Origin of the sequence: Pseudomonas sp. BMW13 (assembly GCF_013357275.1) — a bacterium.
Classification (GTDB): domain Bacteria; phylum Pseudomonadota; class Gammaproteobacteria; order Pseudomonadales; family Pseudomonadaceae; genus Aquipseudomonas; species Aquipseudomonas khazarica.
Window position 1 is genome coordinate 86941 of sequence record NZ_SUKD01000031.1, and the last position, 16504, is coordinate 103444.

14 protein-coding genes are annotated in these 16504 nt (G+C 59.4%); all 14 read left to right on the forward strand.

Annotated features, from left to right (window positions below):
- Window positions 1-11: 11 nt before the first annotated feature.
- The 14 genes from E4487_RS20885 (at window position 12) to E4487_RS20950 (ending at window position 15872) form a co-directional block, all read left to right on the forward strand.
- A complete protein-coding gene (locus tag E4487_RS20885) occupies window positions 12-524 on the forward strand; it encodes an acyltransferase (RefSeq protein ID WP_333983310.1) in 513 nt (170 codons plus the stop codon).
- On the forward strand, window positions 521-1855 hold the full coding sequence (locus tag E4487_RS20890) for a glycosyltransferase (protein WP_175254285.1): 1335 nt from the start codon (window positions 521-523) through the stop codon (window positions 1853-1855). The genes E4487_RS20885 and E4487_RS20890 overlap by 4 nt, the downstream gene beginning before the upstream one ends.
- Window positions 1848-3308 (forward strand): oligosaccharide flippase family protein, encoded by a 1461-nt coding sequence (locus E4487_RS20895; protein ID WP_175254286.1) that lies wholly within the window; start codon window positions 1848-1850, stop codon window positions 3306-3308. Before E4487_RS20890 ends, E4487_RS20895 begins: the two co-directional genes overlap by 8 nt.
- 99 nt (window positions 3309-3407) lie before the next feature.
- On the forward strand, window positions 3408-5237 hold the full coding sequence (gene asnB, locus E4487_RS20900; RefSeq protein ID WP_257229472.1) for an asparagine synthase (glutamine-hydrolyzing): 1830 nt from the start codon (window positions 3408-3410) through the stop codon (window positions 5235-5237).
- Window positions 5238-5298: 61 nt separating this feature from the next.
- The gene (locus tag E4487_RS20905) at window positions 5299-6603 is read left to right on the forward strand and encodes a glycosyltransferase (RefSeq protein ID WP_175254288.1); all 1305 of its coding nucleotides are present in this window, start codon (window positions 5299-5301) and stop codon (window positions 6601-6603) included.
- Window positions 6600-7835, forward strand: a complete 1236-nt coding sequence (locus tag E4487_RS20910; protein WP_175254289.1) for a glycosyltransferase family 4 protein — start codon at window positions 6600-6602, stop codon at window positions 7833-7835. Before E4487_RS20905 ends, E4487_RS20910 begins: the two co-directional genes overlap by 4 nt.
- 1 nt (window position 7836) lies before the next feature.
- Window positions 7837-8694: an SDR family oxidoreductase gene (locus tag E4487_RS20915; RefSeq protein WP_175254290.1), complete on the forward strand. Its 858-nt coding sequence runs from the start codon at window positions 7837-7839 to the stop codon at window positions 8692-8694.
- A 62-nt stretch (window positions 8695-8756) separates the two neighbouring features.
- Window positions 8757-9767, forward strand: coding sequence for a nucleoside-diphosphate sugar epimerase/dehydratase (locus E4487_RS20920; protein WP_175254291.1), 1011 nt, complete (start codon window positions 8757-8759; stop codon window positions 9765-9767).
- Window positions 9760-10887 (forward strand): non-hydrolyzing UDP-N-acetylglucosamine 2-epimerase, encoded by a 1128-nt coding sequence (gene wecB / locus E4487_RS20925; RefSeq protein ID WP_175254292.1) that lies wholly within the window; start codon window positions 9760-9762, stop codon window positions 10885-10887. The genes E4487_RS20920 and wecB overlap by 8 nt, the downstream gene beginning before the upstream one ends.
- A 2-nt stretch (window positions 10888-10889) precedes the next feature.
- Window positions 10890-11852 (forward strand): SDR family oxidoreductase, encoded by a 963-nt coding sequence (locus E4487_RS20930; protein ID WP_175254293.1) that lies wholly within the window; start codon window positions 10890-10892, stop codon window positions 11850-11852.
- Window positions 11849-12865: a glycosyltransferase family 4 protein gene (locus E4487_RS20935; RefSeq protein WP_175254294.1), complete on the forward strand. Its 1017-nt coding sequence runs from the start codon at window positions 11849-11851 to the stop codon at window positions 12863-12865. The genes E4487_RS20930 and E4487_RS20935 overlap by 4 nt, the downstream gene beginning before the upstream one ends.
- Entirely contained in the window at window positions 12862-13449 is a 588-nt protein-coding gene (locus E4487_RS20940; RefSeq protein WP_175254295.1) for an acetyltransferase, read from the forward strand. The genes E4487_RS20935 and E4487_RS20940 overlap by 4 nt, the downstream gene beginning before the upstream one ends.
- A gap of 9 nt (window positions 13450-13458) precedes the next feature.
- Complete coding sequence (locus tag E4487_RS20945) at window positions 13459-15459, forward strand: nucleoside-diphosphate sugar epimerase/dehydratase (protein ID WP_175254296.1); 2001 nt, start codon at window positions 13459-13461, stop codon at window positions 15457-15459.
- Window positions 15460-15548: 89 nt separating this feature from the next.
- The gene (locus tag E4487_RS20950) at window positions 15549-15872 is read left to right on the forward strand and encodes a helix-hairpin-helix domain-containing protein (RefSeq protein WP_175254297.1); all 324 of its coding nucleotides are present in this window, start codon (window positions 15549-15551) and stop codon (window positions 15870-15872) included.
- Window positions 15873-16504 lie beyond the last annotated feature (632 nt).

A 16504-nucleotide genomic window follows, 5' to 3' on the forward strand; every position in this document is an offset into this window, starting at 1 on the left:
GAGGGGAGAGGGTGGAGTTGCTGAATCAGTTGAAGCGCTTCTGGCTGGAGCGCCGACGTGAGGTGGACGACCGTTTCAAGCGCACTCTGCCCCTGGGTGACTACATCGTGGATCGCTGGGAGAAGGCCCGGGAGCTGGGGTTTGGCGAGGGCACGTCTATCTATGACAGCAGTCTGGTGTTTGGTGATGTCCGTGTGGGTGAACATACCTGGATCGGACCGTTCACTCTGCTGGATGGGTCGGGCGGTGGGCTGGAGATTGGATCGCACTGTTCGATCTCGGCTGGTGTACAGATATACACCCACGATACGGTGGAGCGGTCTCTGAGCGGCGGTAAGGCCCCGATAGTTACCGCGCCGACCCGCATCGGTGCCAACTGCTACATCGGCCCCAATAGCGTGATCGTCAAAGGTGTGACCATTGGCGATGGCGTGGTTATCGGTGCCAATAGCCTTGTACTGAAAGACGTCCCGGCAGGCAGTAAGGCCTTTGGTACACCTTGTCGGGTGGTGGGACGATCTTGAGTTCTGCTGGGCGAAAAATTCCACGGGTATTTGTTGGGCCGGTAGAAATCGCGGGTATCGCAGGGGCTCTGGTGGAGGGTTTGCGTGCGTTGCAGGTCGATGCTCAGGTGATACTCAGCATTGTCCATCCCTTCAACTATGGCGATCAGTCCCACTCATGGCTAGTCAGGACATGGCAACGGATCGGAGCTGCTCGTAATGCGACAACTCGCGATAACCTGCTGCGCAAATTACTGCTGGTGGCGGCGCATGACCTGTGGGGCTGGCTCGTACTGCTGCGGGTTATCACCCGTTTTGATGCCTTCATCTTCATCTACGGCCAGACCATTACCAACTCGGCTTTTGAACTCTGGCTGCTCAAGCGTCTCGGAAAAAAGATCGTTTTCGTTTACACCGGCAGCGACAGCAGGCCTCCTTACATGGATGGCGGCTGGTTTCCAGGCCAGGTGGCAGATGAACTGCCTTTACCTACTGCATTGCTGAGTACAGTCCGCCGCTGCAAGCGAAAGCTCCGTCTGCATGAGCGCTATGCCGACTATCTGGTTAATTCACCTGCAACGGCGCACTTCCATGAGCGCCCGTACATCAACTGGTTTGCTCTTGGCATTCCCAAGACATTACCTGTCTGCCCCAGGATTGCACCGCAGCATGTAGGCAGACCGGGACCTGTAAGAGTGCTGCATGGGCCGTCGAATCCTCTGGTCAAGGGCACGGCCGAGATTCTTGAGGTGCTGGACCGGCTGCGGCGCAAAGGGCATTCGATTGAATTGGTGAAAATTCAGGGTATGCCGAACGAGGTTGTGCTGCAGGAACTGGCTCGCTGCGATTTCATCGTCGATCAGTTGTACGCGGACACACCCTTGGCGGCCTTTGCCACCGAAGCGGCTTTTTTTGGTAAGCCGGCCGTTGTTGGGGGCTACTTCGCCGAGGCGATTGATCAGTGCCTTGAATCAGCCGATATTCCGCCGAGTCTGTTTGTTGCGCCGGATGGTCTTGAAATGGCCATCGAGCGGTTGGTGGTGGACTCGGCGTTCCGTCTGCAACTGGGTGAGCAGGCGCGACAGTTCGTCCTGTCTAGCTGGAACCTGAAGGGCGTAGCGGGGCGCTATTTGCAGTTGCTGAATGGCGATATTCCCAGCCAGTGGTGGTGTGATCCGGCTGCCGTGCGCTATCTGAGAGGATGCGGGCTCCCACAGGGGCGCAGCAGAAAACTGGTAGCGTTGCTGCTTGAGCACTTTGGCGCGAGCGCCTTGCAGGTGCAGGACAAGCCTGGCCTGGAACGTGCTCTGGTCGAGTTCGCCCGAGTGGGTGAGGAGCCGGTAGATGCTTAAGGCTGCATTGCGTGACAGCCTCGTATACGGCCTGGCGTCTGTATTTTCCAAGGGGCTGGCGATCTTCTTGCTGCCGCTCTACACCCGTGTACTGTCGCCAGGCGACTACGGCGCTTATGACCTGCTGATTACCCTCGGGGCGCTGGCCAATCTGGTGGTGGCCCTGGAGATTGCCCAGGGCCTGGCGCGTTATTGGGCCGATGCGCCCGAACCGGACGAGCGTAAGCGCCTGGCCAGCACCAGCCTGTGGTTCAGTGTGCTGATGTATGGATTGTTTCTGCTGATCGGCCTGCTGGCTGCGCCGCAGCTCAACGTGCTGGTACTGGGCGATGCCCGCTACCTGGATGCGTTTCGCCTGGGGGTCGGCTTCATTGCGGTCAACGGCATCTATTACTTGCTGCTCAACCAGTTCCGTTGGGAGCTGCGCAGCAAGGCCTATGCCTTGGCCAGCGTGGCTTATGCGTTGTTCACGCTGCTGTTTGCCCTGGTCTTCTGCCTCTGGCTGGACTTCGGGCTGGTCGGAGTGATGCTGGCTCAGCTAATGGCGGCGCTGCTGTCCGGCCTGCTGTGCCTGTGGTTACTGCGCCGGACCTTCGGCTGGCTGTTCGATGTGGGTCAGCTGCATGCCATGCTGCGCTTTTCAATACCGCTGGTGCCGGCCGGCCTGGCGGTGTTCATCAGTCTGTATATCAATCGTTTTGCCCTCAATCACTTCGGTAGCCTGGAGGATGTGGGGCATTTTGGTATTGGTAGCCGTATCGCCGGCCTGGCGGCACTACTGATCCTGGGGATTCAGGCGGCGCTGACGCCGCTGGTCTACCAGCACTATCGAGACCCGCAGACGCCAGGCCAGATCGCCCGACTGTTCAGCTGGTTCATGGCGGTGGCACTGGCCGGCTGCCTGTTCCTGGCGCTGTTTGCCCGCGAACTGCTGATGCTGTTCGCGACCCCCGAGTTCATGGCCGGTGCGGCGCTGGTGGGTGTGCTGGCGCCATCGCTGCTGCTCTCGCAGATGTACATCTTCGCGCCGGGCATTGCCATTGCGAAGAAGACCCACTGGCAGCTTTGGGTGACGCTGCTGTCGGCGGTGGCCAGCGTGGCGGGTAACTGGCTGCTTGTGCCGCTTTGGGGGATCTGGGGGGCGGCGCTGGCCACCTTGCTGGCATCCACGCTGTTCTTCTTTTGCTGGCTGTCGCTCAGTCAACGTCTGTACAGGATTCCTTATGCCTGGCGGGCATTGCTGCTGTCGAGCCTGGGCTTCGTGGTGTGCGCCGGGGTGGGCGTGCAGCTTGAGGCAACGGAGCTGGCGCTGCCTTTGACGCTGTTGCTCAAGAGTCTGCTGATGTGTGTGCTGCTGGGGCTGGTCGTGGTATGCGGGCTGTTGCCCCTGGCAGACCTGAGGGCCCTGCTGCAGCAACTAAGACGCCGTGTGAGTGGATCTGCTCGTGTGTGATTTGCAAGGCGGGATCGCCTTGTCTTTGGAGATTGGATAGTCATGTGCGGTATCACGGGGGGGTGGTGGCCTGGCAGGCCGGCCCAGCTGGACGAGAGGTTGAGTCAGGCGCTGGCGGCGATGCACAGGCGTGGCCCGGATGACCATGGCTACGAGCTGTACACAAGTCAGGGCGGGGTGACTGCGCTCGGGCATACCCGGTTGTCGATCATCGACCTTTCTGCGGCAGGGCATCAGCCTATGCAGTCGCAGGACAAGGCCGTGTCGATCGTCTTCAACGGCGAGATCTACAACTACCGTGAGCTGCGCACGGAGCTGGAACCGCTGGGGCATCGCTTCGTCTCCGGTTCGGACACCGAGGTGCTACTGGCTGCCTGGCGTCAGTGGGGGCGCGCGTGCCTGCCGCGGCTGGTGGGCATGTTTGCCTTCGTGGTGTTCGACAGCGCGCGGGGTACCCTGACCTGCGTGCGCGATGCCTTTGGCATCAAGCCGTTCTTCTACACCCGTGAGCAGGGCAGCTTTCTGTTCGCCTCCGAGGTGGGGGCGATAAAGGCGCTCAAGCAGGAGCGTGTGCAACTGGACTGGCAGCGCGCCTACGACTACCTGGTGCATGCCGACTACGACAGTGGCGCGCACAGCTTCCTCGATGGCGTGCTGCACCTGTTGCCCGGCCACCTGGTCGAACTGGATCTGACTTCTGGTGCGCTGGGTGAGCCGCAGCGCTGGTGGACACCATGCATCGAGGAGCGCAGCGACCTCAGTTTTGCCGATGCCACCGAGCAGTTGCGCGAGCGCTTCCTGTCTAGCGTGCGGCTGCATCTGCGCAGCGACGTGCCGCTGGGCGCGGCGCTATCCGGCGGCATCGACTCCTCTGCAGTGGTCTGTGCCATGCGTCATGTGGCGCCGGATTTGCCGATCAACACCTTTAGCTACATCGCCCAGGGCAGTGCAATGTCCGAGGAGGTGTGGGTCGACCGAGTCAACCAGCATGTGGGCGCCCGGCCGCACAAGGTGATGGTCAGTGGCGATGAACTGGCCCGCGATCTGGACGACATGATTGCTGCGCAGGGCGAGCCCTTCGGTAGTACCAGCATCTACGCTCAGTACCGAGTATTCCAACTGGCCCGCGAGCAGGGCGTGACCGTTACCCTGGACGGGCAGGGTGCCGACGAGATGCTGGCCGGCTATAACGGTTATCCGGGGCAGCGCCTGCGCAGCCTGCTGGAAAAAGGCCGGCTGGCCGAGGCCTGGCACTTTCTCGACCAGTGGGCGCGCTGGCCGGGGCGCAGCCGTATGGCCGGAGCCAAACGCGCGGCGGCGGAAATGAGCCCGGGTGCGCTCTACGATGTCCTGCGCCGGCTCAATGGTATGGACAGCCTGCCGCGCTGGATTCGCTCGGCGTCGCTTGAGGAGCGCGGTATCATCCGTCGCTATCCGCGCCAGCTCGCTCAGGCCGGCAGTGCCGGGCGGCGAGTGATGGCCGAACTGGCCCTGTGCCTCTCTCAGCGCGGGTTACCGGCGCTGCTACGGCATGGGGATCGCAACTCGATGCGTTTCTCGGTTGAGAGTCGTGTGCCATTTCTCACCCTGGACATGGTCGAGCTGGCGCTGTCGATGCCCGAGTCCTACCTGATTTCCCCGCAGGGCGAGACCAAGCACATTTTCCGCGCAGCCATGCGAGGAATAGTGCCGGATGATATCCTCGACCGCCGCGACAAAATCGGCTTCGCCACGCCCGAACAGGAATGGCTGTTGGGCATGGCCGGCCAGGTGCGCAGCTGGCTCGTCGAAGAGCTGCAGCTACCGTTCCTCGATCAGGCAGCCATGCTGGCCGAGTTCGACCGCGTGGTGGCGGGCCGGCAGGCGTTCTCCTGGCAGGTCTGGCGCTGGATCAATTTCTGTCGTTGGTATCGCACGTTCATGGACTAGGCCGTCCGATGGACGGCATCAATCCTTTTACCCTCGGTTGTTAATCAGTTAGGCGCGTGGCGTGAAGATCCTCATTATTTCCAGTTACTTTGGCCCGGAAACCTCCGTTGGCGTGCTCAGGGTCAATGCGTTCGCGAACCACTGGTCCCGTCAGGGGCATGAAGTGCATGTGCTGACCATGCCTTTTACCGGGGAGCTACCCGCCGGACTAAGGAATAATCCTCTTATTCACGTACAGCAGATCGCCCCCTGGCTGATTCGCGGGGGCCAGGCCGGCGGAGTCCAAGGTTACTCCAAGGGGGTGAAGGGCTGGCGCCGGGTGCTGCTGTCATTCCAGTACTGGCTGAAGCGCCGGTTGCTGAGCAATTACCTCGATCCGCGCGTGCTCTGGTGGCCGCGCGTGGCGCTCGTCGGGCGGAGCCTGCTACGTGAACAGCATTTCGATCTGCTCTATTCAACGGTGCCGTCGTACACCGCGCACTCCGCGGCGGCCTGGATCAAGCAGGGGAGCCGACAGCTGTTCTGGGTCGCCGACTATCGCGATCTGTGGGCAGGCAACCCGATCTTTCCCGGCTGTGCGCCGGTGCGGGCCTTCGAGCGCTGGCACGAGCGCACGGTACTGGCCCGCGCCGACCTGATCTGTTCGATCAATACGCCGTTGCTGCAGGAATTGCGTGAACTGCATGGTCCGCGCGATTACCTGGAACTGCCCAACGGCTTCGAGGATAGCGAGGTTGATGTGTTCCGCAATGCGGCTCGGATCAGCCTGCCGGCAAAGGTGAACATCGTCTATGCCGGGAGCATCCTGCCGGGCCTGCAGAATCCAACCCCGCTGTTCTTGGCAATTCGTCAACTGGTGACTGAAGGGCTGCTGGCTGAGGGTGACCTTGCCATCTCTTTCTATGGGGACTATGCCGCGCTGGACGACTTCCCGGTTGCCCGCGATCCGCTTGTGGCGCCTTTTGTAAAACTCGCCGGCAAGGTACCCCGGCAGGAAATCCTGGCGGTGCAGAAGAGCGCTGACTTCCTGCTTTTCCTCGGTTCGCAGCCAGTAGCTGATGGTGTCGGTTCGACCAAGGGTGTGGTCAGTGGCAAGATCTTCGAGTACCTGATATCTGGCACTGAAGTGCTGGCTGTGGGTGTTACCGACGATATGTTGGTAGCAGATATGCTGCGCCAAGCAGCTGTCGGCACCCATTATGCTGCTGACGTGGCGCGGATTAGGCAGCGCCTGTTGGCTGCTGTTCAGGGCGAAACGGCCAAGGTGCAACCGAATATGGACTACCTTGACCAGTTCAGACGCAGCGTCCAGGCCGCTGCACTGCTGGATCAGGTGAGAGCCCTCAAAGGAAGCGATCGACTATGAGGATTCTCGTACTGTCGCAGTACTTCTGGCCGGAAAGCTTCATCATCAACGATATCGTGCGCACGCTGGACGAGCAGGGGCATGAGGTGGTCGTGGCCACCGGCAAGCCCAACTACCCTGACGGTAAAGTTTTCGATGGCTACCGTGCTGTGGGTACGCAGCGCGAACGTTACCTGGGGCGTATCGAGGTGCTGCGGGTGCCGCTGTGGCCGCGTGGACAGGGGGGCGCGAAGAATCTGATCCTCAATTACCTGTCCTTTGTATTCAGCGGTCTGCTGTGTCTACCGTGGATGCTGCGCGGGCGCGAGTTCGACGCCATCCTGGTGTTCGCCCCATCACCGATTACCCAGGCGATACCCGCGATCCTGCTCAAATGGTTGAAGAGGGCGAAACTGGCTCTGTGGGTCCAGGACCTCTGGCCTGAGAGCCTTTCAGCCACTGGCTTTGTGCGTAAGCCCTACCTGCTGCGTGCAGTGGGCTGGATGGTGCGCGGCATCTACCATCAGTGCGACACGCTACTCGTGCAGTCACGGGCTTTTGTCGAACCGGTGGCGCACTATGCTGACCGCGCGAAGATTCAGTACTACCCCAACTCCATGGATATAAGCAGCCCGAAGGCTGTGGAGTCGGTGCCGAGCGAGTTGCTCGAATTGCTCGAGCAGCACTTCTGCGTGGTATTCGCCGGTAACCTGGGGACGGCGCAGGCGCTGGAAACGATTGTGCAGGCGGCGATTCATCTGCGAGATGATCCGAATGTCCGCCTAGTTCTGGTGGGCAGCGGTAGCCGCCTGGCCTGGCTCAAGGCGCAGCAACAGGCGCACGGTCTGGATAATCTGGTACTGCCGGGACGCTTCCCCATGGAGGCGATGCCACAGATCTTCGAGCGCGCTTCGGCCCTGCTGGTGTCGCTGAGCAATGAGCCGGCCTTCGCACAGACCATCCCTAGCAAGATTCAGGCTTACCTGGCCGCAGGCCGACCGATCATCGCCTGCATGAATGGTGAGGGAGCTCGAGTGGTTTGCGAGGCGCGCGCAGGCCTCGCCTCACCGGCTGAACAGGTGTTGCCGCTGGTAGCTAATATTCAGCGTATCAGCGAGATGGGGGACGCGGAGCGCATGGCTATGGGCCGATCCGGCAAGGCTTATTTTGATGCCAATTTTGAGATGCAACAGCAGGTCGAAATCTTGGTGAAGTATTTGGCGGGAACGCCTTCGAGAAAAGGTTATGAGTGATATGAAGGTTCTCGTCCTGGGCGTCACCGGTATGCTGGGCAATGCCGTCTTTCGCGTTTTTTCTGCTGATGCGGCTTACCAGGTCTGGGGCACGCTGCGCAGCGCTTCGGCACTGCGACACTTTCCGCAGGACCACCATGCGCGCTTGCTCTGTGGTGTTGATGTGCTGGACCAGGATGCGTTGACTTCCGCCATGGCCCGAGTGAAACCTGATGTGGTGATCAATTGCGTCGGGCTGATCAAGCAGTTGGCGGATGCCAAGGATCCGCTGACAGCACTGCCGATAAACGCCATGCTGCCACACCGGTTGGCGCGGCTGTGCGAGTTGGTTGGCGCGAGGCTGATCCATGTCAGTACCGACTGTGTGTTCTCTGGGCGCAAGGGGATGTACCAAGAGAGTGACCTGTCGGATGCGGAAGACCTCTATGGAAAGTCCAAGTACATCGGCGAGCTGCACGATCTGCCGCATGCCATCACCCTGCGCACCTCGATCATTGGCCACGAACTGGGGTCTAGCTATGCGCTGGTTGACTGGTTTCTCTCCCAGCAAGGTGGCGTCAAGGGGTTCACCAGGGCGATCTTTTCAGGCTTGCCGACTGTGGAGCTGGCACGGGTGATGAAGGACTTCGTCATTCCGCACCCACGGATCAAGGGCCTGTATCATGTCGCCGCCGCGCCCATCGACAAGTTCAAATTGTTGAGTCTGGTGGCAGCGCAATACAGCAAGCAGATCGATATTCGCCCGGATGATGCACTGGCGATCGACAGGTCACTGGATGGCTCGCGTTTTCGTCAGGCTACCGGCTATGTCGCGCCGGACTGGCCGGAACTGGTCCGACGTATGTACGAGCAGCGCTAGTCTGCGCTGACGCAAGAGAATCCACGCAGCTGCTTGGCTGCGTTCACGTTCTGGAAGGTTTTATGTTCGACGACAAGGTATTGATGATCACCGGTGGCACCGGTTCCTTTGGGCATACGGTGTTGCGGCGCTTCCTCGATACCAATGTGCGCGAGATTCGCATTTTCTCCCGTGATGAGAAGAAGCAAGAGGATATGCGCATCGCCCTGGCCAACGACAAGGTCAAGTTCTACATCGGCGATGTTCGTGATTACGACAGCCTCAAACAGGCCATGGTCGGCGTCGACTACATCTTCCATGCGGCGGCACTCAAGCAGGTACCGTCCTGCGAGTTCTACCCGATGGAAGCGGTGCGTACCAACGTCAACGGTACCGAGAACGTGCTCAATGCCGCTATCGCCAGCGGTGTGAAGCGCGTGGTGGTGCTTTCGACTGACAAGGCTGTGTACCCGATCAATGCCATGGGTATTTCAAAGGCCATGGCAGAGAAGCTGATGGTCGCCAAGTCGCGCATGATTCCCGAGGGCGGTACCGTGGTCTGTGCTACCCGTTACGGCAACGTTATGGCTTCGCGCGGTTCGGTAATTCCTCTGTTCATCGATCAATTGCGCGGCGGTGAGCCGCTGACTGTGACCGACCCGCAGATGACGCGTTTCCTGATGTCGCTGGAAGACTCGGTCGACCTGGTGCTGCATGCCTTCGAGCATGGCGAGCAGGGCGACTTGTTCGTGCAGAAGGCGCCCGCCTCAACCGTCGGAGATTTGGCCCAGGCGCTCAAGGAGCTGTTCGGTCATGACAATCCGGTGCGAGTCATCGGTACTCGGCATGGCGAGAAGCTATACGAGTCGCTGGTATCGCGCGAGGAAATGGCCAAGGCCGAGGACATGGGGCGCTACTACCGCATTCCAGCCGATAACCGCGATCTGAACTACAAGAAATACTTCGTCGAGGGCGAGGAGAAGATCTCCGAGCTGGACGACTACACCTCGCACAATACCCATCGCCTGGACGTACCCGGCATCAAGGAGCTCCTGCTCAAGCTCGATTACATCAAGGAGCAGCTCGATGCTTAAGGTCATGACGCTGGTCGGGACCCGCCCGGAACTGATCAAGATGAGCCGGGTGATTGCCGAGATGGATCGCCAAGTCAACCACGTGCTGGTGCACTCGGGGCAGAATTACGACTACGAGCTCAATCAGGTCTTCTTTGACGATCTGGAGATCCGCAAGCCCGATCACTTTCTCGGTGCCGCTGGCGAGACCGCCGCGCAGACCATTGCCGAGGTGATTGCCAAGGCGGACGCCGTATTCGAACTGGAAAAGCCTGATGCGTTGCTTCTCTATGGCGATACCAATACCTGTCTGGCGGTAATAGCTGCCAAACGTCGTAAAATTCCGGTTTTCCACATGGAGGCGGGTAACCGCTGCTTCGATCAGCGGGTTCCGGAAGAGCTCAACCGCAAGGTGCTCGATCATCTCTCCGACATCAACCTGGTGCTTACCGAGCATGCCCGTCGCTATTTGATCGCCGAGGGCATTCGCCCAGAAACGATCATCAAGACTGGCTCGCACATGCATGAGGTGCTGGATTACTACCGGCCGAAGATCGAGGCCTCCGACGTGCTTGCCCGCGAGGGGCTCGAGGCCGGAAAGTTCTTCATCGTCAGCACCCATCGTGAAGAGAACGTCGACACGCCGGACAACCTGCGCGATCTGCTTGCCACCTTGCGAGCGCTGGCCGACGAGTATGGCTTCCCGCTGATTGTCTCGACCCATCCGCGTACACGTAAGCGACTGGAGGCGCTGGGAGAATCGCTGGATCACCCACTGATCCGCTTCTCCAAGCCATTCGGTCTGCTCGATTACATCAAACTGCAGATGAACGCCTTCTGCGTGCTTTCCGACAGCGGCACCATCACCGAGGAAGCCTCTCTGCTCAACCTGCCAGCGGTGACGCTGCGCAATGCTCATGAACGCCCTGAGGGTATGGATCAGGGCACGTTGATCATGAGCGGGTTGAAGAAGGATTCGGTGTTGGCTGCGGTCAGGGTCATCACCAGTCAGCATCAGGCCGGTGAGCGAATGATCCCGCTGGTGCCGGACTACGAGGGCGGTCCAGTATCGCTGCAGGTGGTGCGGGTGGTGCTCAGTTATACCGACTACGTAAACCGTACTGTCTGGCGCAAGGACTGAGCATGCGTGTTCTGCTGACTGGCGCCAGCGGCTTTGTTGGCCGTGCTGTGCAGGCACGTCTGCTGGTCGACGGTTTGCATCGGTTGCGCTGTGCCCAGCGCAAGGCGCCGGTTGCTCCACTTGCCGGGGTGGAGTACTGCCTGGCTCCCTCGCTGGAGGCTGAGGCCGACTGGTCGCGGGCGCTCGCGGATGTGGATGCGGTCATTCACTGTGCGGCGCGGGTGCATGTGATGCATGAGCAGGCCGCCGATCCACTGGCGGAGTTTCGTCGAGCCAACGTCGAGGGCACGCTACGTCTGGCTCAGCAGGCTGTTGCTGCGGGCGTGCGACGTTTCGTCTTCGTCAGTTCGATAAAGGTCAATGGTGAGCAGACTCTCCCAGGACAGGCTTATAGAGCTGACGATGTTTCGGATGCGACGGACCCTTACGGCATCTCAAAACGAGAGGCTGAGGATGAATTGCTGGCTCTTGCTGCTGAAACAGGGCTGGAGGTGGTCATCGTTCGTCCGCCGTTGATCTATGGCCCCGGGGTCAAGGCCAACTTCTTGAGCATGATGCGCTGGCTGCAGCGGGGTGTACCGTTGCCGTTCGGCGCCATAGGTAACCGCCGCAGTCTGGTTGCATTGGATAACCTGGTGGATTTGCTGGTTGTGTGCCTTACCCATCCGGCGGCCAGCGGGCAGCGTTTTCTGGTTTGCGACGGTGAGGATCTATCTACTACCGAGTTGCTGCGACGTCTGAGTGCCGCTCTCGGGCGCACTGCACGGCTCTTGCCGGTGCCGCAGGCGTTGATTGAGTGGGCTGCAATCTTGCTGGGGCGTCGCCAGCTTAATCAGCGCCTGTGCGGTTCCTTGCAGATCAACATGGACAAGACCCGCGAACGACTGGGGTGGGTTCCACCTCTTTCCGTTGATCAGGCTTTGGCCAAGACTGCTGCGCATTATTTAAAAGAAATATCTAAATGAAAGTTATGGTTTTGATGCTGGTCATCGCTGTCTTGGCGTGGGGGCTGACAGCGTTGCTGCGACGTTATGCGCTGGCCCGCAGTCTGATGGATATACCCAACGCGCGTAGCTCGCATAGTCAACCAACGCCTCGTGGAGGTGGAGTCGCCATTGTTGTGGCATTCCTCTTGGGGCTGTGCTCCGCGTCCGCTGCAGGTCTGGATCTACCCGTTGAGATTTATTGCTCGCTGATAGGCGCGGGTGCGGCAATTGCATTGCTTGGATTCCTGGATGACCACGGGCACATAGCCGCTCGCTGGCGTTTGCTTGGACACTTCGCTGCTGCTGCTTGGGCACTTTTCTGGCTCGGTGGGCTGCCGCCGTTGACAGTATTTGGGCTCTCAGTTGATTTTGGTTGGTTGGGTTATTTGCTGGCCTCTTTGTATCTGGTTTGGTTACTCAACCTTTACAACTTCATGGATGGAATCGATGGTATTGCCAGCATCGAGGCGATCTGTGTTTGTGTAGGGGGCGCCCTGTTGTATGTCCTCCAGGGGCATGCTGAGGCTGCAGTACTGCCGCTGTTGTTGTCATTTGCGGTGGCGGGATTTCTCTACTGGAATTTTCCCCCTGCAAAAATTTTCATGGGTGATGCGGGGAGTGGCTTTCTGGGTGTCGTGCTTGGCGTGCTTTCCTTGCAGGCAGCGTGGATCGATCAGTCCCTGCTTTGGGGCTGGCTGATCTTGTTGGGTGTTTTTGTTGTGGACGCGACCTTTACTCTACTTCGGCGTTTGCTACGCGGAGACAAGGTGTATGAGGCTCATCGAAGCCACGCGTATCAATATGCTGCACGTCAGTTTGGTCGCCACCTGCCGGTTACTCTGGCGGTAGGCATGATCAATCTCTGCTGGTTATTGCCAGTAGCCATTTGGGTAGCGCAAGGCGGCGATGGTTTAGTCGGACTATTGTTGGCTTACGTACCTTTGATCGTGCTGGCTATCAAGTTCCGTGCTGGCGAACTGGAGCGCAGATGAGCCAGTTACGTAAATTGCTCGTTCTTGGGGCTGGTGGTCACGGCAAGGCCGTCGCGGAGGCCGCGTTACTTTCTGGTGAGTGGCAGCAGGTAGTTTTCCTTGACGATAGATGGCCTGACCTGAAGATCGTTTGTGGGCTGCCTGTGGTTGGTGGTCTGCGCCACTTGGCTGAAAATGCAGGGACAACTGACGGAGCTATCGCGGCGGTTGGCAATAATGGCTTGCGTCGCACCTGGCAGCGAAAGATCACCGCTGCAGGTATCTCCTTGGTCAGCGTAGTTCACCCTCGTGCTTGTGTAAGTCCTTCAGCTTCAATCAGCCCGGGTTCAGCCATCATGTCACTGGCAGTAGTGGGCACTGAAGTGCGCGTGGGGCAAGGGGTGATTGTCAACGCGGGAGCGGTGGTCGACCATGACGTGACGTTGGACGACTATGCGCATCTTGGCGTAGGTGTCTGCTTGGCTGGCGGAGTTACGGTCGGCGAGGCTGCTTGGCTTCAGGCCGGTTGCAGTGCCGGATATGGTGTCGTAATCCAGCCGGGTTCAGTCATTGAGCCTGGCAGGGCTCTGATTGCCAAGGATTGAGGTATTGAGATGATTCGTCGACGAATAGAGTTGTTACGCCGATCTCTTCTGCATTTGTCCCGTCGGGAAAAGCGGGTTCTTCAGCTTGCGGTTGACGTAGTGCTTATTTGGCTCGCGCTGTGGTTGTCCTTTGCCGTTCGTATGGGAGATTGGGATGCTGCCAGACCTTTTTCTGGTCATGGCTGGCTGTTTTTGTTGGCGCCTGTTATCGCACTTCCCATTTTCATCAGGTTGGGTATGTATCGTGCGGTAATGCGTTATGTGGGCAATGATGCTCTTGTGACGATAGCCAAGGCAGTGACCTTGTCTGCATTGATGCTATCTCTGGCTGTTTATTGGTATCGCGGGCCGACAGCCCTCGTTCCAAGGTCCATGGTTTTCAATTACTGGTGGCTGAGCCTGCTGCTGCTGGGTGGTTTGCGCTTGACCATGCGCCAGTTCTTTATCGGTGATTGGTTTGAGCCGTTTACCCGCAGGCGCGATATCGAGTCCTGCACGTCCAAAGTGGCCATATATGGGGCTGGGGCGGCCGGTAATCAACTCGTAGCAGCGTTGCGTTTGGGTAAAACGATGCGTCCAGTTGCGTTCATTGATGATGATTCCAGTATTGCTACTCGCACGATTGCGGGGCTGCGTGTTTACTCGCCCAAGCACATTCAGCAAATGATCGACGAGACGGGGGTGACAGAGGTTTTGCTGGCAATGCCCTCGATTCCTCGAGCGCGTAGGCGAGAAATACTCGAGGCGCTGGAGCCGCACGCGCTCCATGTGCGCAGTATCCCTGGTTTCATGGATCTCGCCAGTGGGCGAGTAAAGGTCGAAGATCTCCAGGAGGTCGATATCGCTGACCTTCTTGGTCGTGATGCGGTGCCGCCTCGCCAGGATCTGTTCGAGCGCTGCATCAAGGATCAGGTCGTGCTGGTAACGGGGGCCGGTGGCTCCATCGGTTCCGAACTGTGCCGGCAGATACTGGCCAGTGGTGCGCGCACCTTGCTGCTTTTCGAGCACAGCGAGTTCAATCTCTACAGCATTCACAGCGAGTTGCAGCAGCGGATCGAACGGGAGTCGCTCTCTATCCGGCTGGTGCCGATTCTGGGGTCTATTCGTAACTTCGAGCGCTTGTTCGACATTCTGCAGACCTGGCGGGTGAACACCGTTTATCACGCTGCGGCTTACAAGCATGTGCCGATGGTCGAGCACAATGTTGCCGAGGGTGTGCTGAACAATCTGGTGGGTACCACCAATGCTGCGCAGGCCTCGATCAAGGCGGGTGTCGCCAACTTCGTGCTGATTTCCACGGACAAGGCCGTGCGTCCCACCAATGTCATGGGCAGCACCAAGCGCCTGTCCGAGATGGTGCTGCAGGCGCTGAGTCGTGAGTCGGCGCCGTTGCTCTTTGGCCAGGAGCAGGGCGTCCACCAGGTCAACAAGACGCGCTTTACCATGGTGCGCTTCGGTAACGTGCTGGGTTCTTCCGGTTCGGTCATTCCGCTGTTCAGGGAGCAGATCAAGCAGGGCGGGCCGGTGACGGTGACGCATCCGAACATCACGCGCTATTTCATGACCATTCCCGAGGCGGCGCAGTTGGTGATCCAGGCGGGGTCGATGGGGCAGGGCGGCGACGTGTTCGTGCTCGACATGGGCTCGCCGGTGAAGATTGCCGATCTGGCCGAGAAGATGATTCGCCTCTCCGGACTTTCCGTTCGCGACGAGAGCACGCCGCATGGCGACATCGCCATCGAGTTCACGGGCTTGCGTCCCGGCGAGAAGCTTTATGAGGAGCTGCTGATTGGCGAGGATGTGAAGCCGACCGAGCATCCGATGATCATGCGTGCCGAGGAGGACATGCTGCCCTGGGAGGAGCTCAAGGTGCGTCTTCAGGCGCTGCTGGCAGCCGTCGACGAGGATGACTACGCGCGTGTGCGCATGTTGCTGCGCGAAACGGTGCATGGCTACGTGCCTGAGGGTGAGATCGTCGACTGGATCCACCTGCGAAACCGGGAGCGCTGAGGCGAGGATTTGACAGCCGGGGGATAAGGTGTAGTTTGGAAGGCGAAGCCAAGAAGGCTTCGCTTTTTCATTTACAAGGAGTGTTTCCCATGTTGAAAGTCCGTCTTTCTTCACTGCTTTTGGCTGTCCTCGTTTCCCTTCCCCTGGCCGTGACTGCAGCTGAGTCCCCCAAGACCGAGCCTGCGAAAGCGGCTGCCACTCAGGTGGCGCAAACCGGTCTGGTCAATCTGAATACCGCTGATGTGGCAACGCTGCAACGTGAGTTGGCCGGCATCGGTGCGACCAAGGCTCAGGCGATCGTCGCGTACCGTGAGGAGCACGGTGATTTCGCCACGGTCGATGAGTTGCTGGAGGTGAAGGGAATTGGCGAGGCGACGCTGGAGAAGAATCGCGACAAGCTGAGTGTGAAATGACGCTTGCGGGCGTCCCTGCCCAGGCCGGTCCTTGACCGGCCTTTTGCGTTTTTGTGGGTGCTGATCGGGGCCACTCCTGGGGCAGTAAGCGGGAAGGCACCAATCAGGTGGCGATTCACGCGTTTTGAACTTCTGGACTCGACAGCGCAGCTGAACGCGCTTCAGCGCGGCCCCGAAGGGGTGGGCGAAGCGAATGACCTGGGACATAGTCCCTGGTGAGAGTCCGCAGGCAATAAAAAACCCAGCGCTAGGCTGGGCTTTTGAATTTGGCTCCGCGACCTGGACTCGACAGCGTAGCCGAACGCGCTTCAGCGCGGCCCCGGAGGGGTGAGCGAAGCGAATAACCTGGGACGTAGTCCCTGGTGAGAGTCCGGCAGGCACAAAAAAGCCCCGGATCAACCGAGGCTTTTGAATTTGGCTCCGCGACCTGGACTCGACAGCGTAGCTGAACGCGCTTCAGCGCGGCCCCGAAGGGGTGAGCGAAGCGAATAACCTGGGACGCAGTCCCTGGTGAGAGTCCGCAGGCAATAAAAAACCCAGCACTAGGCTGGGCTTTGGAATTTGGCTCCGCGACCTGGACTCGAACCAGGGACCCAATGATTAACAGTCATTTGCTCTACCGACTGAGCTAT

Excerpts from the sequence above, each read along its gene's own strand:
- E4487_RS20910 (WP_175254289.1), top strand. The coding sequence starts at position 6,600 with ATGAGGATTCTCGTACTGTCGCAGTACTTCTGGCCGGAAAGCTTCATC.
- E4487_RS20945 (WP_175254296.1), top strand. The coding sequence starts at position 13,459 with ATGATTCGTCGACGAATAGAGTTGTTACGCCGATCTCTTCTGCATTTG.
- E4487_RS20895 (WP_175254286.1), top strand. The coding sequence starts at position 1,848 with ATGCTTAAGGCTGCATTGCGTGACAGCCTCGTATACGGCCTGGCGTCT.
- E4487_RS20950 (WP_175254297.1), top strand. The coding sequence starts at position 15,549 with ATGTTGAAAGTCCGTCTTTCTTCACTGCTTTTGGCTGTCCTCGTTTCC.
- E4487_RS20915 (WP_175254290.1), top strand. The coding sequence starts at position 7,837 with ATGAAGGTTCTCGTCCTGGGCGTCACCGGTATGCTGGGCAATGCCGTC.
- wecB (WP_175254292.1), top strand. The coding sequence starts at position 9,760 with ATGCTTAAGGTCATGACGCTGGTCGGGACCCGCCCGGAACTGATCAAG.
- E4487_RS20935 (WP_175254294.1), top strand. The coding sequence starts at position 11,849 with ATGAAAGTTATGGTTTTGATGCTGGTCATCGCTGTCTTGGCGTGGGGG.
- E4487_RS20940 (WP_175254295.1), top strand. The coding sequence starts at position 12,862 with ATGAGCCAGTTACGTAAATTGCTCGTTCTTGGGGCTGGTGGTCACGGC.
- E4487_RS20920 (WP_175254291.1), top strand. The coding sequence starts at position 8,757 with ATGTTCGACGACAAGGTATTGATGATCACCGGTGGCACCGGTTCCTTT.
- E4487_RS20930 (WP_175254293.1), top strand. The coding sequence starts at position 10,890 with ATGCGTGTTCTGCTGACTGGCGCCAGCGGCTTTGTTGGCCGTGCTGTG.